This is a genomic window from Burkholderia paludis (genome assembly GCF_000732615.1).
GTDB lineage: Bacteria > Pseudomonadota > Gammaproteobacteria > Burkholderiales > Burkholderiaceae > Burkholderia > Burkholderia paludis.
This window is the reverse complement of record NZ_JPGL01000038.1, coordinates 1-21,134: the sequence shown is the minus strand read 5'-3', so window position 1 is coordinate 21,134 and position 21,134 is coordinate 1. Positions and strand designations below refer to the sequence as shown.

Below are 21,134 nucleotides of genomic sequence, written 5' to 3'. Positions count from 1 at the left end.
AAGGCGGCGCGGCCGGACAGGGCACGGCGGCGCGGGAAAAAAGGGCGGCCGGCGCGTGGAGCGCGGCGAGCCGACGGTCAAAGACGCTATTGTACCGTGCCGACGCCCCTGATTCCGGGCTGGCGCAGAACGGCCGATGCGGCGGGCCGTCGCGCCGCGCCGGCCGGATGCGAATCTGCTGATTTCCCGCAAAGTCCGGCCGCGTAAGGGTTTGGCCCCGCGGCTATAATGCCCGCCATGACTGCCCACCACACCTTCGACGTCGCCGTGGTCGGCGGCGGGCTCGTCGGCAAGACCGCCGCGCTCGCGCTGACCCAGTCCGGCTACAAGACAGCCTTGCTCGCCCAGCCGGCCACGCCGCGCCCCGCGGATCTCGCGTTCGATACGCGCGTCTACGCGCTGTCCTCCAGCTCGCAGGCGTTGCTCGAACGGCTGCGGGTCTGGCAGGCGCTCGACCACGGCCGGCTCGCGCCGGTCTACGACATGCGCGTGTACGGCGATGCGCACGCCGAACTGCATTTCTCCGCCTACCAGGCTTCGGTGCCGCAACTTGCGTGGATCGTCGAATCGTCGCTGGTCGAGGCGTCGCTCGACATTGCGCTGCGGTTCCAGCCGAACCTCACGTGGTTCGATGCGCGTGCGCAGGGTTTCGACGTGCGCGACGATGCGGCCGTGCTGACGCTGTCGTCCGGGCAGGTGCTCGAGGCCGACCTCGTCGTCGGTGCCGACGGCGCGCATTCGTGGGTACGTTCCCAAATCGGGGCCAGGGTCGAACGGCGCGATTACCGGCAGACGGGCGTCGTCGCGAACTTCAAGGCCTCGCTGCCGCACCGCGAGACGGCCTGGCAGTGGTTCCACGAAGGCGAGATCGTCGCGCTGCTGCCGCTGCCGGACGGCCACGTGTCGCTCGTCTGGTCCGCGCACACCGCGCATGCGGATGAATTGCTCGCACTCGATCCGGCGCAGCTCGCGGCCGAGGTCGAGCGCGTATCGCATGGCCAGGTCGGCTCGCTCGAATGCGTGACGCCGGCTGCCGGCTTCCCGCTGGCGCTGCAGACGGTCGACAAGCTGATCGCGCCGCGCGTTGCGCTCGTCGGCGACGCCGCGCACCTGATCCACCCGCTCGCGGGGCAGGGGATGAACCTCGGGTTGCGCGACGTCGCGGCGCTCGCCGACGCGATCGCGGGCAAGGAGAGCTTCCGCAACCTCGGCGATACGGTGCTGCTGCGCCGCTACGAGCGTTCGCGCCGCGAGGACATCCGCGCGCTGATGGTCGCGACCGACGGGCTGCAGCGGCTGTTCGCGGTGCCGGGCCCGCTCGCGAAGGCAGTGCGCAATGCGGGCATGGCGTTCGTCGGCGCGCAGCCGCTCGTGAAGCGCTGGCTCGTGTCGGCCGCGCTCGGCTGATCGAACCTTCGGCGGCTTCACCGGTCGGACACGGTTCCGTTACGGCGTACACTGTGCCGTGCACACCGATTGAGCTGAAGGAAGATTTCGATGAAAAAAACGATCCGCATCGCGTCGCTGGCGCTGGCCGTCACGATGGCGACGCTCGGCTGTACCGCGCAGGCAGACCAGACCACCGACAAGCTGAAAGCCACGCTCCAGGCCCGTCTCGGCAATGACGCGCCGATCAAGAGCGTGTCGAAATCGCCGGTCGCGGGCCTTTACGAGGTGAACCTCGGCACGCAGATCATCTATAGCGACGCAGCGGGCGACTACGTGCTGCTCGGCGATCTCGTCGAAACCAAGACGCACAAGAACCTGACCGACGCACGCCTGTCCGAAATCAACAAGATCGACTTCGCGAGCCTGCCGTTCGCGAATGCGATCAAGGTCGTGAAGGGCAACGGGGCCCGCAAGATCGCGGTGTTCTCCGATCCGAACTGCCCGTACTGCAAGCGGCTCGAGACGACGCTGCAGTCGGTCGACAACGTGACCGTCTACACGTTCCTGTACCCGGTGCTGTCGCCGGATTCGACCGCGAAGTCGAAGGCGATCTGGTGCGCGACCGACCGCGCGAAGACGTGGCAGAGCTGGATGCTCGACCACCGCGCACCGTCCGGCGCGGGCTCGTGCGATACCACCGCGCTCGACAAGAACCTCGCGCTCGGCCGCGGGATGAACGTCACGGGCACGCCGACGATCTTCCTGCCGGACGGCCGTCGCCTGCCGGGCGCCGTGTCGGCGGACCAGCTCAACCAGGCGCTCGCCTCGAGCAAGTAACCGACCGATCCGCCGGGCCGCACGGCCCGGCCAGCGAGGGGCGCCCGCACGATCTGCCGGCGCCTCTCTTCGTTTCCGCCGCCGTATTCGACCGATTGCCACGATGACCCAGCCGATCCGCTATTCGATTGTCCCGAAAGATCTTGCCGCCCACCTGTTCGAAGTGTCGGTCACGGTTGCCGATCCCGATCCCGAAGGCCAGCGCTTTTCGCTGCCGGCATGGATCCCGGGCAGCTACCTCGTACGCGAGTTCGCGCGCAACATCGTGACGCTCGGCGCATACAACGACGCGGGCCGCAAGGTGCGGATCGCGAAGACCGACAAGCACACATGGCAGGCCGCGCCCGTGAACGGCGCGCTGACGCTGCGCTACGACGTCTACGCGTGGGACCTGTCGGTGCGTTCCGCCTATCTCGACGAATCGGGCGGTTTCTTCAACGCGACGGCCGTGTTCCTGAGCGTCGCCGGCCGCGAGGATGCGCCGTGCGAGGTCGATATCGCCAAACCGGCCGGCGCGGCGTTCCGCGCGTGGCGCGTCGCCACCGCGCTGCCCGAGGCGCGCGGCACGAAGCGCTACGGGTTCGGCGCGTATCGCGCGTCGAACTACGACGAGCTGTCCGACCATCCGGTGACGATCGGCGAATTCGCGCTCGCGACGTTCGACGCGCATGGCGTGCCGCACGACATCGTGATCGCGGGACGCGTGACGCAGCTCGACATGGAGCGCCTGCGCACCGACCTGAAGCGCGTGTGCGAAGCGCAGATCGCGCTGTTCGAGCCGAAATCGAAGCAGGCGCCGATGGACCGCTACGTGTTCATGACGCTTGCGGTGAGCGACGGCTACGGCGGCCTCGAGCATCGCGCGTCGACCGCGCTGATCTGCAATCGTACCGACCTGCCGGCGAAGGGGCGGCCCGAGACGACGGAAGGCTATCGCACCTATCTCGGCCTCTGCAGCCACGAGTACTTCCATACGTGGAACGTGAAGCGCATCAAGCCGGCGGCGTTCGTGCCGTACGACCTGTCGCGCGAGAACTATACGTCGCTGCTGTGGCTGTTCGAAGGTTTCACGTCGTATTACGACGACCTGATGCTGGTGCGCAGCGGGCTGATGTCGCAGGACGAATATTTCGCGGCGCTCGGCCGCACGATCGGCGGCGTCCTGCGCGGCACGGGCCGGCTCAGGCAAAGCGTCGCGGAAAGCTCGTTCGACGCGTGGATCAAGTACTACCGCCAGGACGAGAACGCAACCAACGCGATCGTCAGCTACTACACGAAGGGTTCGCTCGTCGCGCTCGCGTTCGATCTCGCGATCCGCGCGCAGACGCGCAACCGGAAGTCGCTCGACGACGTGATGCGCCTGCTGTGGCAACGCTACGGTCGCGACTTCTACCGCGGCAAGCAGGCGGGCGTCGAGGAAAACGAAGTCGAGGCGCTGATCGAGGAGGCGACCGGCGTCGCGCTCGGCCGCCTGTTCGCCGACGCCGTGCACGGCACGCGCGACCTGCCGCTCGGCGAACTGCTCGCACCGTTCGGCGTGACGCTCACGCCCGAAGTCGCGAACGGCGCGGCGGCGAAACCGACGATCGGCGCGCGCCTGCGCGGCGGCGCGGACTGCACGTTCGCGGCCGTCTACGAAGGCGGTGCCGCGCATCGCGCGGGGCTGTCGGCCGGCGACACGCTGATCGCGGTCGACGGGCTGCGCGTCACGGGCACCAACCTCGATGCGCTGCTCGCGCGCTACCGGCCGGGCGACAAGGTCGAGGTTCACGCGTTCCGCCGCGACGAGCTGCGTACCGCAAAACTGAAGCTCGACGGCCCCGAGGTCGCGCGCTACCGGCTGACGGCGGCCGCGAAGCCGGCCGCGGTATCCAATGCACGGGAAGCCTGGCTGAAGGGGTGAGCGCAGGCTGGCGGGTATCGGGGCGCGATCGGGGATCGTTCTGCTGTTGCAACAATCCGTCGCCCTGAGCCCGCTTTTTCGTGCCGATGCGGCCACGCACAATGGCGTCACTCGCGCTACCGAAGCGCAACCCTACTGGAGCCTGACATGACGACCATTCTGCAAATCAATTCCGCGGCACGTTCGCAAGGTGCGCAATCCACGCTGCTGTCCAACGAACTGACGGCAAAGCTGCAACAATCGAACCCCGGCGCGAAGGTCGTGGTTCGCGACTTGCTGGCCGATGCACTGCCGCACCTCGACGAATCGGTGCTCGGCGCGTTCTTCACGCCGGCCGACAAGCGCACCGCCGAGCAGAATGCGATCGTCGCGAAGAGCGACGCACTGATCGCCGAACTGCAAGCCGCCGACATCGTCGTGATCGGCGCACCGATGTACAACTTCGGCATCTCGTCGCAACTGAAGACGTACTTCGACTGGATCGCCCGTGCAGGCGTCACGTTCCGCTATACCGAAAACGGCCCTGAAGGCCTGATCAAGGGCAAGAAGGTTCACGTGGTGACGGCCCGTGGCGGCAAGTACCTGGGTACGCCGAACGACAGCCAGACGCCGTACCTGCGCTCGTTCCTTGGTTTCATCGGCTTGACCGATGTGAACTTCATCCACGCCGAAGGCCTGAACCTCGGGCCGGATGCACAGAGCGCCGCGCTCGCCAGCGCACGCGAAGCGATCGCTGCAGCGTAAGGTCGATGCGGGTGCGCCGCACCCGCGGCATCGTCCGGTAAAAAAACGCCGCGTCCCGAAAGGGGCGCGGCGTTTTTGCATGCCGGCTGGCGAAAGAATCGGCGGCGCGGCCGTCAGGCGAGCGTTTCTGCCACTTCCGGCAGGCGCCAGTCGATCGGTTCCCGGTCTGCCTCGACCAGATAATCGTTCGCGAGCGCGAAATGGCGGCAACCGAGAAAGCCGCGGTGTGCGGACAGCGGCGACGGATGCGGCGCCTCGAGCACGCAATGCGCGCTTGCGTCGAACAGGGCGCGTTTGGCCTGCGCGTGCGCGCCCCACAGCATGAAGACGAGCCCGCGATGGCGGCCTGCGAGTTCGCGGATCAGCGTATCCGTGCACTGCTCCCAGCCACGCTTCGCATGGCTCGCCGCCGCGCCGCGCTCGACCGTCAGCACGGTGTTGAGCAGCAGCACGCCCTGGCGCGCCCACGTGTCGAGGCAGCCGTGGCGCGGCGTGTCGTGACCGAAGTTCGCGGCGATTTCCTTGAAGATGTTGCGCAGCGACGGCGGCGTGCGCACGGCTGGCGGTACCGAGAACGCGAGCCCGTGTGCCTGCGGCGTGCCGCGATCGTCGCCGTGATACGGATCCTGGCCGAGGATCACGACCTTCACGTCGTCCGGGTTCGTCAGGCGCAGCGCGCGGAACACGTCGGTCGGGTAGACCGTCTTGCCGGCCGCGCGCTCGTCGTCGACGAAGCGGCACAGCGGCGCGTAGGCGTCGCTGTCGGTGAAGGGTTTCAGCACCGTGCGCCAGACGGCCGGCAGCGCATCGAATTGCGCGGTGAGGTGCGGAACGTCGGCGACGACGGGCCGCGGTGCCGCGGCGGCCGGCGCAGCCGTTTTCTTGACGGGTTTGCGCCCGGCGGGAGGCGGCTCGGCGGCCGTCGGCGGGATATCGACCTGTGTCGTTTCCGGCACGGGGTCATCGAACAGCGACGCCTGTTGCGGCGCGCGGGAAGTCTTGCGGGTTGCCATGCGTGCGTGATGCGTGTTTATTGCGCGCGCAGCCGGTAGCCGCGCTGCGCCTTGCTGATATTTTCGGGAACGAGGCCCGGCAGCGCCTGCTGCAGTTCGCCGGCGAGCGTCGCGAGCGCCGTTTCCGGGCCGTCGATCAGTTCGAGTTCGACTTCGCTGATCGGTTCACGGCGCGTTTCATGTTCCGTCCGGACGACGATCTCGCCGACGTCCACCGCGGCTTCGACGATCGCGCCGCCGATTGCGATGCGCCACAGCGTACGCGAAAAATCCGTACGAAACAGCGCGTGCAGGGCGCCGGCCGCGTCATGCAGCGCGGCAGCGGCTTCCGGCACGTCGCAGGCCGCGACGAGCGCATCGATCTCGAGCGCGTCGCCGGCGACCGGCAGTTCCCATTCGTGGCGGCGATGCAGGCCGCCTTCCGCGCTGCCGACCGTCTTGAACGTCTGCAGCCAGCCGTGCGGCGTGCGGCGCACGCGCACCGCGCTCTTCGAGCGGGCCAGCGCGAGATCGGGCGTGTCGTAATAGACGTTCGCGAGCGTCACGTCGTGGCCGGGTTCGCCGGTCAGCGTCTCGAAGAAGCGGCGCGCGGCCTCGGCCTGGCCGGCCGGCAGCGCGAGCTTGATTTCCTTTTCGATCGCCATCAGAAGAACATCCGCGCGAGTTCTTCGCCCGGCTGGTCGGCGCGCATGAACGCCTCGCCGACGAGGAACGTGTTCACGTTCGCCGCGCGCATCGTGTCGACGTCGGTGCGCGACAGGATCCCCGATTCGGTGACGACGATCCGGTCCGGCGGAATCATGTCGAGCATGTCGAGCGTGGCCTGGATCGACGTCTCGAACGTGCGCAGGTTGCGATTGTTGATGCCGAGCAGCGGCGTCTTGAGCGTCAGCGCCTGTTCCATCTCGTTGCGGTCGTGCACTTCGACCAGCACCGCGAGGCCGAGCGAGTGCGCATAGGCTTCGAGATCCTGCATCAGCGGCGTGTCGAGCGCGGCGGCGATCAGCAGGATCGCGTCGGCGCCCATCGCGCGCGCCTCGAGGATCTGGTACGCGTCGACGATGAAGTCCTTGCGCAGCACGGGCAGCGTGCAGGCCGCGCGCGCTTCCTCGAGGTAGCGGACGCTGCCCTGGAAGAACTGCTCGTCGGTCAGTACCGACAGGCACGCGGCGCCGTGCGCCGCATACGAGCGTGCGATGTCGGCCGGCACGAAATGCTCGCGCAGCACGCCCTTCGACGGGCTGGCCTTCTTGATTTCGGCGATCACCGCGGCGTTGCCGGCCGCATGTTTCGCACGCAGCGCGCCGACGAAGTCGCGCAGGTCGCGTGCGGACGCTTCCAGTTTCAGTGCCTCGAGCGGCGTGCTGCGCATGGCCGCCGCGACTTCTTCGCGCTTGACGGCGATGATTCGGTCGAGAATGTCGCTCATGTGGGTTCCTGCTTGATTCGAAAATCGAAAAGGGAGTCAGCGTTTGAACTGCTGCGTGAAGCGCACGAGTTCGTCGACCTTCGCACGCGCCTGGCCGCTCGCGATCGCTTCGCGGGCGAGCTGGATGCCGTCCGCGATCGACTCGGCGACGTTCGCCGCGTAAAGGGCGGTGCCCGAGTTCAGCGTGACGATCTCGCGTGCGACGCTCGGCTGGTTGTCCAGCGCGCCGAGCAGCATCGTGCGCGATTCGTCGGCATTTTCCACCTTCAGCGTGCGGTTCGACACCATCTGCAGGCCGAAGTCTTCCGGATGGATTTCGTATTCGTGCACCTTGCCGTCGCGCAGTTCGCCGACCAGCGTCGCGGCGCCCAGCGACACCTCGTCCATCCCGTCCTTGCCGTACACGACGAGCACGTGCTGCGCGCCGAGACGCTGCATAACACGCACCTGGATGCCGACGAGGTCGGGGTGGAACACGCCCATCAGCTGGTTCGGCGCGCCGGCCGGATTGGTCAGCGGGCCGAGAATGTTGAAGATCGTGCGCACGCCGAGCTCGCGGCGCACGGCCGCGATGTTCTTCATTGCCGGATGATGGTTCGGCGCGAACATGAAGCCCATGCCCGTTTCGGCGATCGACGCGGCCACCTGGTCGGGCTGCAGGTCGATGTTCACGCCGAGCGCCTCGAGCACGTCGGCGCTGCCGGACTTGCTCGACACGCCGCGGTTGCCGTGCTTCGCGACCTTCGCGCCGGCCGCGGCCGTGACGAACATCGACGCGGTCGAGATGTTGAACGTGTGCGAGCCGTCGCCGCCGGTGCCGACGATGTCGACGAAGTTCGAGTTGTCCTGGACTTCGACGTGGTTCGCGAATTCGCGCATCACGGTTGCGGCGGCGGCGATTTCGCCGATCGTCTCCTTCTTCACGCGCAGCCCGGTGATGATCGCGGCCGCCATCACGGGCGACATGTCGCCGCGCATGATGAGCCGCATCAGGTGCAGCATCTCGTCGTGGAAGATCTCGCGGTGTTCGATCGTGCGCTGCAGCGCTTCCTGCGGGGTAATCGTCATCGTGATGCTCCCGTCAGGCGGCTTGCGCCGCCGCGGCGCGGGCCTGTTTCAGGAAATTCTCGAGCAGCGCGTGACCATGCTCGGACAGGATCGATTCCGGGTGGAACTGCACGCCTTCGATCGGCAGCGTCTTGTGACGCACGCCCATGATCTCGCCGTCGTCGGTCCGTGCGGACACCTCGAGGCAGTCGGGCAGCGATTCGCTTTCGATCGCGAGCGAGTGGTAGCGCGTGACGTCGAAATGCTTCGGCAGATCGGCGAACACGCCGCGGCAGTCGGTTTCGATCCTGCTCACCTTGCCGTGCATGATGGTTTTCGCACGCACGACGCGCCCGCCGAATGCCTCGCCGATCGCCTGGTGGCCGAGGCACACGCCGAGGATCGGCTTCTTGCCGGCGAATTCGCGCAGCACGTCGAGCGTGATGCCCGCGTGCTGCGGGTTGCTCGGGCCGGGCGACAGGCAGATCGAGTCGGGATTCAGGCGCGCGATCTCGTCGAGCGTGATCTCGTCGTTGCGGTAGGTGCGTACATCCTCGCCGAGTTCGCCGAAGTACTGGACCAGGTTGTAGGTAAACGAATCGTAGTTGTCGATCATGAGCAGCATGGTCAGTCTCCGGTCAGAAGTCGCTATCGAGGCCGTCCTGGACCTGTTCGGCCGCCCGCAGTACCGCGCGCGCCTTGTTTTCGGTCTCTTGCCATTCGGATTCGGGTACCGAATCCGCGACGACGCCGGCCGCCGCTTGCACATACAGGTTGCCGTTGTGGATCAGGCCCGTGCGGATCGCGATCGCGAGATCCATCTCGCCCGAGAACGACAGGTAGCCGACCGCGCCGCCGTACAGCCCGCGCTTGACCGGCTCGAGTTCGTCGATCAACTCCATCGCGCGCACTTTCGGCGCGCCGGACAGCGTGCCGGCCGGGAACGTCGCGCGCAGCACGTCGTAGTTCGTCATGCCGGGCTTCAGCTTGCCTTCGACCGAGCTGACGATGTGCTGCACGTGCGAGTACTTCTCGATGACCATCTTGTCGGTCACCTGGACCGAGCCGATTTCCGCGATGCGGCCCACGTCGTTGCGCGCGAGGTCGATCAGCATCACGTGCTCGGCGATTTCCTTCGGGTCGCTGAGCAGTTCGGTCGCGAGCTCCGCGTCGCGCTCGGGCGTATTGCCGCGCGGACGCGTGCCGGCGAGCGGGCGAATCGTGACGATCTGATCCTCGCCGCGCTTCTCCTGGCGTACGAGGATTTCCGGCGACGCGCCGACCACGTGGAAATCGCCGAAGTTGTAGTAATACATGTACGGCGACGGATTCAGCGAACGCAGGGCGCGATACAGCGACAGCGGGTTGTCGCGGTACGGCTTCGTCAGCCGCTGGCCGACCTGGATCTGCATCAGCTCGCCGGCCGCGATGTATTCCTTCGCCTGGCGCACGGCGGCCAGATAGTCGTCCTTCTTGAATTCGCGGAACGTCTCGGTGCGCACGCTCGCCGACGTGACGGGCGGCTGCACGGTCGTGCGCAGGCGCTGCTTCAGTTCGCGCAGGCGCTGTTTCGCCTTCGCGTAGGCCTCGGGCTGGCCCGGGTCCGAGTAGATGATCAGGTACAGCTTGCCGGCGAGGTTGTCGATGACCGCGACTTCCTCGGTCAGCAGCAGCTGGATGTCGGGCAGGCCGAGATCGTCGCGCGGCGCGGTGTGGGCAAGCTTCTTCTCGACGTAGCGCACCGCGTCGTAGCCGAAATAGCCGGCGAGGCCGCCGCAGAAGCGCGGCAGGCCCGGGCGCTGCGCCACCTTGAAGCGCGCCTGGAACGATTCGATGAACTGGAACGGGTCGCCGTCATGCGTTTCGACGACCTGGCCGTCCCGCACGACTTCCGAGACGCCGTTGCGGGTGCGTACCAGCGTGCGCGCCGGCAGGCCGATGAACGAGTAGCGGCCGAAGCGTTCGCCGCCGACCACCGATTCGAGCAGGAACGAGTTGGCGCCCGCGCGTTCGGGCTGGGCCAGCTTCAGGTAGAGCGACAGCGGCGTTTCGAGATCGGCGAGGGCTTCCGCAATCAGCGGGATGCGGTTGTAACCTTCGTTCGCGAGCGATTGGAATTCGAGTTCGGTCATGTTCCGGTCCTGTTCGGGACGAGCGGCGCGGGCGCCAGGGATCACTTGACGCTGCGCGGGGTGCCGTCGGCGAAAGGGCGGTCGATCGAGAAGTGCCTGTTGCCGGCCGGCACTCCGGGCGTGAACGTCGCGAGTCTGCGGCCGCTCCTGAACGCAAGCGTTCGGACACGGTGGAACCCGAGGTGGTGCGACGATCGGCGCGCGGATGCGCAGCGAGATAAAAAACGGCGCTGAAGACGTGCTTCAGCGTACCTCATCGAAGAGGTTAGCGCGACCAGCGACGCCAGGGCCAGGCTCCCCGGTCGATGCTGCTCAGACTCCGTTTTTTATTCAGAAACATGCGGATGGAAGAAATAATCAGATGGTTGGCCGGCCGGCGTTGTGCGCGGCGACCGCGCGGGCTGCGACCAGCAACGAATCGACTATACCATCCGAATTTATCGTTTGTATAGCTTTGCCGTGGTTGTAGCCGTACGGCACCGTCAGCGTCGCCATCCCCGCCGCGCGGCCGGCCAGCGCATCGTTTTCCGAGTCGCCGATCGCAACCGCCGAACCCGGTGCGACGCCGAGCGCGTCGCAGGCCGTCAGCATCGGCAGCGGATCGGGCTTCTTGCGCGCGACGCTGTCGCCGCCGAGCACGATGCCGAAGCTGCCGGCCAGCCCGTATTGTTCGAGCAGTTCGATCGCGAAGCGGTGCGGCTTGTTCGTCACGCATGCGAGCCGGATGCCGGATGCGCGCAGCGCGTCCAGGCCGGCGGCCACCTCCGGATAGAGGCGCGTGTGGCGGCCGTTGATCTTCGCGTATTCGGTCTGGTAGATCGCCAGCGCGTCGTCGAAGCGCGCGCGCGCTTCGTCCGCCGTGAAGCGCGGCTTCAGCACGCTCTGGATCAGGTGTTCGGAACCCTTGCCGACGTAGCCGATCACCTCGTCGCGCGATGTGGCCGGCGCGTCGAGCCGCGCGAGCATCCCGTTCAGGCCGGCCGTGAAATCGTCGGCCGTGTCGACCATCGTGCCGTCCAGGTCGATCAGCGCCGCGTCGATGCGTGGCGAGGTGAAGCGGATCGGGGGGGCGTCCGTTGCGGCCCCGGCCGGCGCGTGCCCGGCGAGCGACGATTCGGCCACGGCGTCAGCTCCGCTCGACGGTGGCGAGTGCGGCGCGCATCTCGTCGATCACCTTGCGGTAGTCGGGCTTGCCGAAGATCGCCGAACCCGCGACGAAGGTATCGGCGCCGGCCGCCGCGATTTCCGCGATGTTGTCGGCTTTCACGCCGCCGTCGACCTCGAGCAGGATCTCGCGGCCCGTGCGCTCGGTGTACGCGTCGATGCGCGCGCGTGCCTCGCGCAGCTTGTTCAGCGTTTCCGGAATGAACGACTGGCCGCCGAAGCCCGGGTTCACCGACATCAGCAGGATGAAATCGAGCCGGTCCATCACATGGTCGAGGTAGTTCAGCGGCGTGGCCGGATTGAACACGAGCCCGGCCTTGCAGCCGTGGTCGCGGATCAGCGACAGCGTGCGGTCGATGTGGTCGGAGCCTTCCGGGTGGAAGCTGATCAGGTTCGCACCGGCCTTCGCGAAATCGGGCACGATCCGGTCGACCGGGCGCACCATCAGGTGCACGTCGATCGGCACCTGCACGTGCGGGCGGATCGCCTCGCACACGAGCGGGCCGATGGTCAGGTTCGGCACGTAATGGTTGTCCATCACGTCGAAGTGGATCCAGTCGGCGCCGGCGGCGACCACGTTGCGGACTTCTTCGCCGAGCCGAGCGAAATCGGCCGACAGGATGCTGGGAGCGATGCGGAATTGGGTCATGGCAGGGGAGCGGGGACGTTGCGGCGCAAAACCGACATTCTACCGTCCGGCGACCCGGCGCGCGGCGGCGGGCCGTGCGGCGGCGGCCCGATTGCGCATAGAATGCCGAACCAATGCGGCGCGCCCGCGGCCCGGCCGCTCGAGTCGGCGCGTGTGCTTACCTACGGCGGAAACATCATGAGTCAGTATCAGTTCACCGTTTCAGTAAAAACCAGCTATCTGCCGGAACAATCCGACCCCGATCACCGTCAATACGCATTCGCGTACACGCTGACGATCCGGAACACCGGGCAGGTCGCGGCGCAACTGATCGCGCGTCACTGGATCATCACGGACAGCGAGAGCCATGTGCAGGAAGTGAAGGGGCTTGGCGTCGTCGGGCACCAGCCGCTGCTGCAGCCGGGCGAGCAGTTCGAATATACGAGCTGGGCCGTGATCGCGACACCGGTCGGCACGATGCGCGGCGCGTACTTCTGTGTGGCGGAGGACGGCGAACGTTTCGATGCGCCGGTCGACGAGTTTGCGCTGCACATGCCGCGCACGCTGCATTGAGCGTGCGTAGTGCGTCAGCGCGGCTGGCGGTCGTTGTTGCGGGCGTGCTTCTTTCTGCCCGACGACGTCCACACGACGATGAAGACCAGCAGGGCAAGCGCTACGAAGGCTTCGAGCGCAAAGATGAGCATCGGATATTGGTCGAGAAAATCTGACATGGCGGTTTCCATCAAGAACGGACATTGTATGTGGTTTGGGCCCCGGGTGGCCGGCTGGGTTGCGGCGGCCGCGACGGCGGCGCTGCTTGCCGCGTGCGGCAGTGCGCCGACGCGGACTTCGTCGCTGAAGCCGCCGACCGGCGCGGCGATCGTGCCGGGGCAGGTCGCCGCGAAGCGGCTCACGCCGGTTGCGTGGCAGCAGGTGCCGGGCTGGGAGGACGATTCGCTGATCGGCGCGACGGCCGCGCTGCGGCAGAACTGCGTGCGGCTCGCGCGCCAGCCGGCGTGGCAGCGCGCCTGTGCGGCCGCCGAGCGGCTCGACGAGCTCGACGTCGGCAGCGCGCGCGCATTCTTCGAGACGTATTTCACGCCGTTCCAGCTCGCGAATACCGACGGTACGCTCGACGGGCTCGTGACCGGCTATTACGAGCCGCTGCTGCACGGTTCGCGTGTACGCCGCGGCCCGTATCAATACGCGCTCTACCGCTGGCCGGCCGGGTATCGCGCGGGCGCGGCGCTGCCGGTACGCTCGCAACTCGAGCGCGCCGGCATCCTGAGCGGCAACGAACTCGTGTGGGTCGACGATCCGATCGAGGCGTTCTTCCTGCAGGTGCAGGGCTCGGGGCGCGTGCTGCTCGACGACGGTTCGGTCATGCGGGTCGGCTTCGGCGGCACCAACAACCAGCCGTACCGTTCGATCGGCAAGTGGCTGCTGGATCGCGGCGAGTTGACGCCCGCTCAGGCGACGATGCAGGGCATCAAGGCGTGGGCGAAGGCGAACCCGAATCGCGTCGACGCGCTGCTCGACACGAATCCGCGGTTCGTGTTCTTCCGCGACATGCCGACCAAGGAAGATGCACCGCACGGCGGCGCGGACGGCCCGATCGGTGCGCTTGGCGTGCCGCTGACGCCGGAGCGGTCGATTGCGGTCGATCCGGCGTCGATCCCGCTCGGTACACCCGTGTTTCTTCAGACGACGCGGCCGCTGACGAATACGCCGATGAACCGGCTCGTGTTCGCGCAGGATACGGGTTCCGCGATCAAGGGCGGCGTACGGGCCGACTATTTCTGGGGCCTCGGCGACGACGCGGGCGATCAGGCCGGCAGGATGAAGCAGGTCGGCCGGATGTGGCTGCTGTTCCCGAATTCGTGACGTGAGGCGGCGCGGGTGGCCGCCAATCGATCGGACGCGGAGTTCGCGGGCGCGACGGTGCGCGCGGAGCGCGTCGATCTGATCGCATCGGCGCCCGTGGGGTGTGGCTACTCGCGATACACCTGTCGCGTCGAACGGTGCGCCGACGGACGGCGCCGCGAAATACGAAACAGCCCGATCGGCGTTGGCCGGTCGGGCTGTTTCATTTGCCGCGACGGCTTCGGGGCCGCGCGCAGCGGTGGCCGTCAGCCCTTGCGCTTGTCGACGACCCGGCGTGCCTTGCCGACCGAACGCTCGATTCCGTTGACGGGCAGCACGTTGATGACGGCCGTCACGCCGATCAGCGACTTGATGTCGTGCGCGAGCGCCTGTTTCGCCGCCTGGATCGCCGCCGTGTCGGGCGCGGTTTCGGGGCAGGGCTCGACGTTGAGCGTCAGCACGTCGAGCGGGCCCTCCTTCGTCAGCACGATCTGATAGTGCGGTGCGAGCGCGCGCTGCTTGAGCAACTGTTCCTCGATTTGCGTCGGGAACACGTTGACGCCGCGCACGATCATCATGTCGTCCGAACGACCGGTGATCTTTTCCATCCGGCGCATCGTGCGGGCGGTGCCGGGCAACAGTCGCGTGAGGTCGCGGGTTCGGTAGCGGACGATCGGCAGTGCCTCTTTCGTGAGCGAAGTGAACACGAGTTCGCCAAGCTCACCGTCCGGGAGCACTTCACCCGTTTCAGGGTCGATGATCTCCGGATAGAAATGGTCTTCCCAGATGGTCGGACCGTCCTTGGTCTCGACGCATTCGGATGCGACGCCGGGGCCCATCACTTCGGAGAGTCCGTAGATGTCGACCGCGTCGATGCCCATCCGCTGCTCGATCGCGACACGCATGTCGTTGGTCCACGGCTCCGCGCCGAAAATGCCGATGCGCAGCGAACTCTGCACGGGATCGAGGCCCTGGCGCTCGATTTCGTCGGCGATCGACAGCATGTAGCTCGGCGTCACCATGATGATGTCGGGCCGGAAATCCTGGATCAGCTGTACCTGCTTCTCGGTCTGGCCGCCGCCGAACGGGATCACGGTCAGCCCTGCGCGTTCGGCGCCGTAGTGCGCGCCGAGCCCGCCCGTGAACAGGCCGTAGCCGTAGCTGACGTGCACCTTGTCGCCGCGGCGTGCGCCGGCCGCGCGGATCGAGCGCGCGACGAGATTCGCCCAGGTGTCGATGTCGCCGGCCGTATAGCCGACGACCGTCGGCTTGCCGGTCGTGCCCGATGACGCATGAATGCGCGAGATCCGGTCCTGCGGCACCGCGAACATCCCGAACGGATAACTGTCGCGCAGGTCGCTTTTCGTCGTGAACGGGAAACGCGACAGGTCGGCGAGCGTTTTCAGATCGTCCGGATGGACGCCCGCGTCGTCGAACTTGCGGCGATAGACGGGGGAGTGGTCATACGCGTGCCGGAGCGACCACTTGAGGCGTTCGAGCTGCAGCGCGGTCAGCTCGTCGCGTGAGGCGGTCTCGATCGGCTCGAGCGGAAGCGGGGTAGTCATGCTGTCTCCAGTGTTTGTTATGTGCGAGCCGTCGGCGTCAGCGGTCTTCCGGGATGACCGTGCCCTTGATCTGGGCGGATTTGCCGCGGAACATCGCGACGGTTTCGCCGGCCTGGTTCGTGACGCGGATGTCGTAGATGCCTTGGCGGCCGGCGCGCGCCTGCTCGATCGCCTCCGCCGTCAGCACGTCGTCGCCGTACACCGGGCGCAGGTATTCGATCGAGCAGCCGGCCGCGACCGTGTTCAGGTTGTACGAGTTGCACGCGAACGCGAACGTCGAATCGGCGAGCGTGAAGATGATCCCGCCGTGGCAGGTCTGATGCCCGTTCAGGAATTCCGGGCGCACGCGCATCTTGAGGCGCGCGTAACCGGCGCGGACCTCGGCGATTTCCATGCCGAACGCGCGGCTGCATGCGTCCGCGTCGTACATGGCCCGTGCGGCGGCGCGGGCGAGCGAGTCGGGGTCGAGCGTGGCGGCGGCATTCGTCATGTCAATGCCCCTCGAAGCGCGGCGCACGCTTCTCGATGAATGCCTTCACGCCTTCCGCATAGTCGTGCGACTGGCCGAGCTTGCGCTGCAGGTCGCGCTCCATGTCGAGCTGCTGGTCGAGCGTGTTCGTGACGCTGTCGCGCATCGATTGCTTGATCGATGCGATCGCGAGGGTAGGCTGCTGCGCGAGCTGGGTTGCGAGCTGGCGGACCGACGCGACGAGTGCGTCATCGTCGACTGCGCGCCAGATCAGGCCCCACTGTTCGGCCTGTTCAGCGCCGAGCTTGTCGCCGGTCAACGCGAGCCCCAACGCACGTGCCATGCCGATGCGTTGCGGCAGGAACCACGTGCCGCCCGAATCGGGGACGAGCCCGATCTTGACGAAGGCCTGGATGAAACTGCTCGAGCGGGCGGCGAACACGAGGTCGCATGCGAGCGCGAGATTCGCGCCCGCGCCGGCCGCGGTGCCGTTGACGGCGGCGAGCACCGGAATAGGCAGGCGCTGCAGGCGTCGGATCAGCGGATTGAAATGCTCGTCGATCAGCGTGCCGAGATCGGTGGACGCGCCGGGTGTGAAGTCGAGGTCGGCCAGATCCTGCCCCGCGCAGAAGCCGCGCCCCGCACCCGTCAGTATCAGCGCACGCGCGCCGGACGCTTCGACGTCATCGAGTGCGGATTGCAGTTCGCGATGCATCGCCCGTGTGAAGCTGTTCAGCTTGTCGGGGCGGTTGAGGGTGACCGTGGCCACGTGCGAGGCCTGATCGATATCCAGCTGAATCGCCTGATAGGACATGCGGTATCTCCTTCATGACTTCGTTATAGGCGTGCGGTGCGTCGGTTACACGCGTTCGATCGCGAGTGCGATGCCCTGGCCCACGCCGATGCACATCGTGCACAGCGCGAAGCGCCCGCCCGTCCGCTCGAGTTGGTGGAGCGCCGTGGTCACGAGCCGGGCGCCCGATGCGCCGAGCGGGTGGCCGAGCGCGATCGCGCCACCGTTCGGGTTCACGCGTGGATCGTCGTCGGCAATGCCGAGCATGCGCAGCACCGCGAGGCCCTGCGATGCGAACGCCTCGTTCAGCTCGATCACGTCGAACTGGTCGATGGTCATGCCGAGCTGGCGCAGCAGTTTTTGCGTGGCCGGCGCGGGGCCGATGCCCATTACGCGCGGCGCGACACCGGCCGTTGCCATGCCGACGACGCGCGCGCGGCGGCGCAGGCCATACTGGTCGGCCGCCTGTGCATTGGCGAGCAGCAGCGCGGCTGCGCCGTCGTTGACGCCCGACGCGTTGCCGGCCGTCACCGAGCCGTCCGGGCGTACCACGCCCTTGAGCTTGGCCAGCGCCTCGAGCGACGTTTCGCGCGGGTGTTCGTCATGCGAGACGACGATGGCGTCGCCTTTCTTCTGCGCGATCGTGACCGCGACGATTTCGTCGGCGAGCGTGCCGTCCTGCTGCGCGCGCGCGGCCTTCTGCTGGCTGCGCAGTGCGAACAGATCCTGGTCGGCGCGACTGATGCCGTAGTCGACCGCGACGTTCTCGGCCGTCTCCGGCATCGAGTCGACGCCGTACAGCTGTTTCATCAGCGGATTGATGAAGCGCCAGCCGATCGTCGTGTCGTGGATGTCGGCCTGGCGCGCGAACGCGCTCGCGGCCTTGCCCATCACGAACGGCGCGCGCGTCATGCTCTCGACGCCGCCCGCGATCATCAGGCGGCCTCGCCGGACTTGATCGCGCGCGCGGCCGTGCCGACCGCGTCCATCCCGGAGCCGCACAGCCGGTTCAGCGTCGTGCCGGGCACGTCGGTCGGCAGGCCCGCGAGCAGCGCCGACATGCGCGCGACGTTGCGGTTGTCCTCGCCGGCCTGGTTCGCGCAGCCGTAGATCACGTCGTCGATCGCCGTCCAGTCGACGTCGCGGTTGCGCTCGATCAGCGCCTTGAGCGGTACCGCGCCGAGGTCGTCGGCGCGGACGTCTTTCAGGGCGCCGCCGTAGCGGCCGATGGGGGTGCGAATCGCGTCGCAGATGTAGGCGTCTGTCATGGGCGTATCGATGAGCAACGAACCCGCCGGGTGGCGGATTCGTTCATGGTAGGGAACGTGGCGGCGTTTGCACGTCGGCCATTCGGGTTATGCCGGCTGGACAGCTTCCGCGGGCGCCGCCTTCGGGGCAACATGGACTCGGCTTTGCACCACGCGGAACCGGTTGGTGACGAACGCCGGGTCGGCCAGCGCCGCGTTGGCCGCCGGGTTCGCGCCCGTGCCGTGGAAATCGGAGAACGCGGCCGACTGGTTGACGAACACACCGCCAGTCAGGTTGATCGACAGTGCGACCCCGCCACGCACTGCCGCGTCGTGGGCGGCCTCGACGATCGTGTCGTCGGTGCTGTAGACGGAGAGCGTCAGCGCGCCGTGTTCCGCCGCGATTTCACCGGCGAGATCGAGCGACTGCGCGGTCGAGTCGGTCGCGATGACGAACGAGATCGGGCCGAACCATTCCTGCGTGAATTTCTCGCGATCGGCCACGTCGAGTTGCAGCACGAGCGGCGTGCGCACGCGGGCGTCGGGGAAGGCGGGGTGCTGGAGCGTCTGGCTGTCGGCGAGCACGTGGCCGAGCCGGCGCGCATCGTCGATGCGTGCCGTCACGCTCTCGTTCTGGATTGCGCCGATCAGTTCGACCGAGCGTGCCGGGTCGCCCGTGAGCTTTTGCACGGCAATCGCGATCGCCTGTGCGACTTCGTCGAAGCTCGCATGGCCGTCCGCGGTACGGATGCCGTCTCGCGGCACATAGATGTTTTGCGGAGCGGTGCACATCTGGCCGGAGTACAGCGCCAGCGAGAACGCGATGTTCTTGGCGGCAGCCTTCAGGTCGTCGGTCGAGTCGATCACGATCTGGTTGACGCCGGCCTTCTCGGTATACACCTGTGCCTGGTGGGCGTGACGTTCGAGCCACATGCCGTTCTGCGTGCTGCCCGTGAAGTCGATCAGCTTGATTTCGGGGCGCAGCGCCAGGTCCTGAACGAGGGCGCCGTCGTTGGGTTCGGTCGCGAGGAGGGTGACGACGTTCGGGTCGAAACCGGCTTCGCGCAGGACTTCACGAGCGATCCGGACGGTGATCGCGAGGGGCAGGATCGCGCCCGGATGCGGCTTGACGATCACGGTGTTGCCGGTCGCGAGGTCGGCGAACAGGCCCGGATAGCCGTTCCAGGTCGGGAACGTGCAGCAGCCGAGCACGAGCCCGGTGCCGCGCGGCACGATCGTATAGCGCTTGTGCATCGCGAGCGGCGGGTTCTTGCCTTGCGGCTTTTCCCAGTGCGCGTCGGCCGGGATGCGGCGCAGTTCGTCCCATGCATAGGCGACTGCCTCGAGTGCGCGATCCTGCGCGTGCGGGCCGCCGGCCTGGAACGCCATCATGAAGGCCTGCCCCGTGGTGTGCATCACGCTGTAGGCGATCTCGAAGCTTGCGCGGTTCAGGCGCGCGAGGATTTCAAGACTGACGCCGATCCAGGCGCTCGGGCCGGCGTCGCGCCACGTGCGTTGCGCGGCGGCCGCGGCGGCGATCAGGGCGTCGGGCGTCGACTTCGGATACCGGATATCCAGCGCGACGCCGTACGGCGACCGTTCCGCGCCGACCGTTTCGCCGGACGACGGCTGGTCGAGCGCGAACGTCGTGTCGAGGTGCGACTTGAACGCGGCCTCGCCGTCGGCGCTTGCGCTTTCCCCGTACACTTTGGGACTCGGCATTTCAGCAAACGGGCTCCAGTACCCGCGGCTCTCGATGGCGGCGAGTGCGTGCTTCAGCGTGTCTTCGTGCTTCGTGAACAGTGCATGGGTCATGGCGGCGGCCTGGTGGACGTTGAGAGGGGTTGGATCGATTAATTAACCGACCGGTTGGTCGGAGAATGGTAGCATCAAATTATTCGCATGTGCGAGGCGTTTCTCATTTCATTGATCGAGGAGAAATAGATGGCTTACGAGAACATCCTGGTGGAGACCCGGGGGCGTGTCGGGCTGGTGACGTTGAACCGTCCGAAGGCGCTGAACGCGTTGAACGATGCGCTGATGGATGAACTGGGCGAAGCGCTGAAGGCGTTCGATGCGGATGACGGCATCGGCGCGATTGTCGTGACGGGCAGCGAGAAGGCATTCGCGGCCGGCGCGGACATCGGCATGATGGCGACCTATTCCTATATGGATGTCTACCGTGGCGACTACATCACGCGCAACTGGGAGACGGTCCGCGAGATCCGCAAGCCGATCATTGCCGCGGTTTCGGGCTTTGCGCTGGGTGGCGGCTGCGAACTCGCGATGATGTGCGACATCATCTTCGCGGCGGACACGGCCAAGTTCGGCCAGCCGGAAATCAAGCTGGGCGTCATGCCGGGCGCGGGCGGCACGCAGCGCCTGCCACGCGCGGTGTCGAAGGCGAAGGCGATGGACATGTGCCTGACCGCCCGCTTCATGGACGCCTCCGAGGCGGAGCGCGCGGGCCTCGTGTCGCGTGTGCTGCCGGCCGATAAGCTGCTTGACGAGGCGATTGGCGCGGCGGCGACGATTGCCGAGTTCTCGCTGCCGGCGGTCATGATGGTCAAGGAGTCGGTGAACCGCGCATATGAAACGACGCTGGCCGAAGGTGTCCACTTCGAGCGCCGCCTGTTCCATTCGCTGTTTGCAACCGAAGACCAGAAGGAAGGGATGGCTGCGTTTGTCGAGAAGCGGAAGCCGGCGTTCAAGAATCGCTGATCGGGCGGCGCCGGCTGGAATTGCCGGCGGCGCGTCGATTCCGGTTGCCGGTGTGCCTGATCGGTCAGCCTGGCCCCGACCCGCCGTGCGCGGCAGCGCACGGCGGGTTATCAAAATATTTTCACAAAGGGGCTTGCGCGGTTCGGGTCGGATGCCTACAATCACGCCTCTTTCGCGCTAACGGAAACGC

General features: G+C 67.0%; 19 protein-coding genes and 1 pseudogene. 7 read left to right on the top strand and 13 right to left on the bottom strand.

Going from position 1 to position 21,134, the window contains the following annotated elements; genetic code table 11:
• Window positions 1-228 precede the first annotated feature (228 nt).
• The 4 genes from GQ56_RS0123255 (at window position 229) to GQ56_RS0123240 (ending at window position 4,873) form a co-directional block, all read left to right on the top strand.
• Window positions 229-1,407: a UbiH/UbiF family hydroxylase gene (locus GQ56_RS0123255; protein WP_031400925.1), complete on the top strand. Its 1,179-nt coding sequence runs from the start codon at window positions 229-231 to the stop codon at window positions 1,405-1,407.
• 90 nt (window positions 1,408-1,497) lie between these two features.
• Window positions 1,498-2,226 (top strand): DsbC family protein, encoded by a 729-nt coding sequence (locus GQ56_RS0123250; RefSeq protein ID WP_031400924.1) that lies wholly within the window; start codon window positions 1,498-1,500, stop codon window positions 2,224-2,226.
• A gap of 103 nt (window positions 2,227-2,329) precedes the next feature.
• On the top strand, window positions 2,330-4,129 hold the full coding sequence (locus GQ56_RS0123245) for a M61 family metallopeptidase (RefSeq protein ID WP_031400923.1): 1,800 nt from the start codon (window positions 2,330-2,332) through the stop codon (window positions 4,127-4,129).
• 147 nt (window positions 4,130-4,276) lie between these two features.
• Complete coding sequence (locus tag GQ56_RS0123240) at window positions 4,277-4,873, top strand: FMN-dependent NADH-azoreductase (RefSeq protein WP_031400922.1); 597 nt, start codon at window positions 4,277-4,279, stop codon at window positions 4,871-4,873.
• A gap of 113 nt (window positions 4,874-4,986) precedes the next feature.
• On the opposite strand, the gene GQ56_RS0123235 is transcribed toward GQ56_RS0123240, so the two are convergent.
• The 8 genes from GQ56_RS0123235 to rpe all read right to left on the bottom strand — a co-directional run bounded on the left by GQ56_RS0123235 (window position 4,987) and on the right by rpe (window position 12,307).
• Complete coding sequence (locus GQ56_RS0123235) at window positions 4,987-5,886, bottom strand: uracil-DNA glycosylase (protein WP_031400921.1); 900 nt, start codon at window positions 5,884-5,886, stop codon at window positions 4,987-4,989.
• Between the two features lie 17 nt (window positions 5,887-5,903).
• Window positions 5,904-6,530 (bottom strand): CYTH domain-containing protein, encoded by a 627-nt coding sequence (locus GQ56_RS0123230; RefSeq protein ID WP_031400920.1) that lies wholly within the window; start codon window positions 6,528-6,530, stop codon window positions 5,904-5,906.
• Window positions 6,530-7,315, bottom strand: a complete 786-nt coding sequence (gene trpC / locus GQ56_RS0123225; RefSeq protein ID WP_031400919.1) for an indole-3-glycerol phosphate synthase TrpC — start codon at window positions 7,313-7,315, stop codon at window positions 6,530-6,532. Before trpC ends, GQ56_RS0123230 begins: the two co-directional genes overlap by 1 nt.
• Window positions 7,316-7,351: 36 nt before the next feature.
• Window positions 7,352-8,383, bottom strand: a complete 1,032-nt coding sequence (gene trpD, locus GQ56_RS0123220) for an anthranilate phosphoribosyltransferase (protein WP_031400918.1) — start codon at window positions 8,381-8,383, stop codon at window positions 7,352-7,354.
• A 13-nt stretch (window positions 8,384-8,396) separates the two neighbouring features.
• A complete protein-coding gene (locus GQ56_RS0123215; protein WP_031400917.1) occupies window positions 8,397-8,987 on the bottom strand; it encodes an aminodeoxychorismate/anthranilate synthase component II in 591 nt (196 codons plus the stop codon).
• Window positions 8,988-9,000: 13 nt separating this feature from the next.
• Window positions 9,001-10,494, bottom strand: coding sequence for an anthranilate synthase component I (trpE, locus tag GQ56_RS0123210; protein ID WP_031400916.1), 1,494 nt, complete (start codon window positions 10,492-10,494; stop codon window positions 9,001-9,003).
• A gap of 357 nt (window positions 10,495-10,851) precedes the next feature.
• Complete coding sequence (locus GQ56_RS0123205) at window positions 10,852-11,616, bottom strand: phosphoglycolate phosphatase (protein WP_031400915.1); 765 nt, start codon at window positions 11,614-11,616, stop codon at window positions 10,852-10,854.
• A 4-nt stretch (window positions 11,617-11,620) separates the two neighbouring features.
• Entirely contained in the window at window positions 11,621-12,307 is a 687-nt protein-coding gene (gene rpe, locus GQ56_RS0123200) for a ribulose-phosphate 3-epimerase (protein ID WP_031400914.1), read from the bottom strand.
• Window positions 12,308-12,484: 177 nt separating this feature from the next.
• Here rpe and apaG point away from each other — a divergent pair, with 177 nt between their 5' ends.
• Complete coding sequence (apaG, locus tag GQ56_RS0123195) at window positions 12,485-12,859, top strand: Co2+/Mg2+ efflux protein ApaG (RefSeq protein ID WP_031400913.1); 375 nt, start codon at window positions 12,485-12,487, stop codon at window positions 12,857-12,859.
• A gap of 78 nt (window positions 12,860-12,937) precedes the next feature.
• Window positions 12,938-14,170, top strand: a complete 1,233-nt coding sequence (mltA, locus tag GQ56_RS0123185) for a murein transglycosylase A (protein ID WP_043301613.1) — start codon at window positions 12,938-12,940, stop codon at window positions 14,168-14,170.
• 245 nt (window positions 14,171-14,415) lie between these two features.
• Here mltA and paaK read toward each other — a convergent pair whose 3' ends face one another.
• The 5 genes and pseudogenes from paaK to paaN form a co-directional block, all read right to left on the bottom strand.
• Window positions 14,416-15,714, bottom strand: a complete 1,299-nt coding sequence (paaK, locus tag GQ56_RS0123180; RefSeq protein ID WP_031400910.1) for a phenylacetate--CoA ligase PaaK — start codon at window positions 15,712-15,714, stop codon at window positions 14,416-14,418.
• Window positions 15,715-15,751: 37 nt separating this feature from the next.
• Window positions 15,752-16,204: a hydroxyphenylacetyl-CoA thioesterase PaaI gene (gene paaI, locus GQ56_RS0123175; RefSeq protein ID WP_031400909.1), complete on the bottom strand. Its 453-nt coding sequence runs from the start codon at window positions 16,202-16,204 to the stop codon at window positions 15,752-15,754.
• 1 nt (window position 16,205) lies between these two features.
• Window positions 16,206-16,997, bottom strand: coding sequence for a 2-(1,2-epoxy-1,2-dihydrophenyl)acetyl-CoA isomerase PaaG (paaG, locus tag GQ56_RS0123170; RefSeq protein ID WP_031400908.1), 792 nt, complete (start codon window positions 16,995-16,997; stop codon window positions 16,206-16,208).
• Between the two features lie 45 nt (window positions 16,998-17,042).
• Window positions 17,043-18,244: pseudogene (gene pcaF / locus GQ56_RS39495) on the bottom strand (3-oxoadipyl-CoA thiolase).
• An 87-nt stretch (window positions 18,245-18,331) separates the two neighbouring features.
• Window positions 18,332-20,038, bottom strand: a complete 1,707-nt coding sequence (paaN, locus tag GQ56_RS0123160; RefSeq protein ID WP_031400907.1) for a phenylacetic acid degradation protein PaaN — start codon at window positions 20,036-20,038, stop codon at window positions 18,332-18,334.
• A 129-nt stretch (window positions 20,039-20,167) separates the two neighbouring features.
• Between paaN and GQ56_RS0123155 the strand changes: the two genes are divergently transcribed.
• The gene (locus GQ56_RS0123155) at window positions 20,168-20,944 is read left to right on the top strand and encodes an enoyl-CoA hydratase (protein WP_031400906.1); all 777 of its coding nucleotides are present in this window, start codon (window positions 20,168-20,170) and stop codon (window positions 20,942-20,944) included.
• Window positions 20,945-21,134 lie beyond the last annotated feature (190 nt).

Bases quoted from the DNA above. Each gene is read 5' to 3' on its own strand.
- GQ56_RS0123255 (WP_031400925.1), top strand. From the start codon at position 229: ATGCCCGCCATGACTGCCCACCACACCTTCGACGTCGCCGTGGTCGGC.
- GQ56_RS0123250 (WP_031400924.1), top strand. From the start codon at position 1,498: ATGAAAAAAACGATCCGCATCGCGTCGCTGGCGCTGGCCGTCACGATG.
- GQ56_RS0123245 (WP_031400923.1), top strand. From the start codon at position 2,330: ATGACCCAGCCGATCCGCTATTCGATTGTCCCGAAAGATCTTGCCGCC.
- GQ56_RS0123240 (WP_031400922.1), top strand. From the start codon at position 4,277: ATGACGACCATTCTGCAAATCAATTCCGCGGCACGTTCGCAAGGTGCG.
- GQ56_RS0123235 (WP_031400921.1), bottom strand. From the start codon at position 5,886: ATGGCAACCCGCAAGACTTCCCGCGCGCCGCAACAGGCGTCGCTGTTC.
- GQ56_RS0123230 (WP_031400920.1), bottom strand. From the start codon at position 6,530: ATGGCGATCGAAAAGGAAATCAAGCTCGCGCTGCCGGCCGGCCAGGCC.
- trpC (WP_031400919.1), bottom strand. From the start codon at position 7,315: ATGAGCGACATTCTCGACCGAATCATCGCCGTCAAGCGCGAAGAAGTC.
- trpD (WP_031400918.1), bottom strand. From the start codon at position 8,383: ATGACGATTACCCCGCAGGAAGCGCTGCAGCGCACGATCGAACACCGC.
- GQ56_RS0123215 (WP_031400917.1), bottom strand. From the start codon at position 8,987: ATGCTGCTCATGATCGACAACTACGATTCGTTTACCTACAACCTGGTC.
- trpE (WP_031400916.1), bottom strand. From the start codon at position 10,494: ATGACCGAACTCGAATTCCAATCGCTCGCGAACGAAGGTTACAACCGC.
- rpe (WP_031400914.1), bottom strand. From the start codon at position 12,307: ATGACCCAATTCCGCATCGCTCCCAGCATCCTGTCGGCCGATTTCGCT.
- apaG (WP_031400913.1), top strand. From the start codon at position 12,485: ATGAGTCAGTATCAGTTCACCGTTTCAGTAAAAACCAGCTATCTGCCG.
- mltA (WP_043301613.1), top strand. From the start codon at position 12,938: ATGAAGACCAGCAGGGCAAGCGCTACGAAGGCTTCGAGCGCAAAGATG.
- paaK (WP_031400910.1), bottom strand. From the start codon at position 15,714: ATGACTACCCCGCTTCCGCTCGAGCCGATCGAGACCGCCTCACGCGAC.
- paaI (WP_031400909.1), bottom strand. From the start codon at position 16,204: ATGACGAATGCCGCCGCCACGCTCGACCCCGACTCGCTCGCCCGCGCC.
- paaG (WP_031400908.1), bottom strand. From the start codon at position 16,997: ATGTCCTATCAGGCGATTCAGCTGGATATCGATCAGGCCTCGCACGTG.
- paaN (WP_031400907.1), bottom strand. From the start codon at position 20,038: ATGACCCATGCACTGTTCACGAAGCACGAAGACACGCTGAAGCACGCA.
- GQ56_RS0123155 (WP_031400906.1), top strand. From the start codon at position 20,168: ATGGCTTACGAGAACATCCTGGTGGAGACCCGGGGGCGTGTCGGGCTG.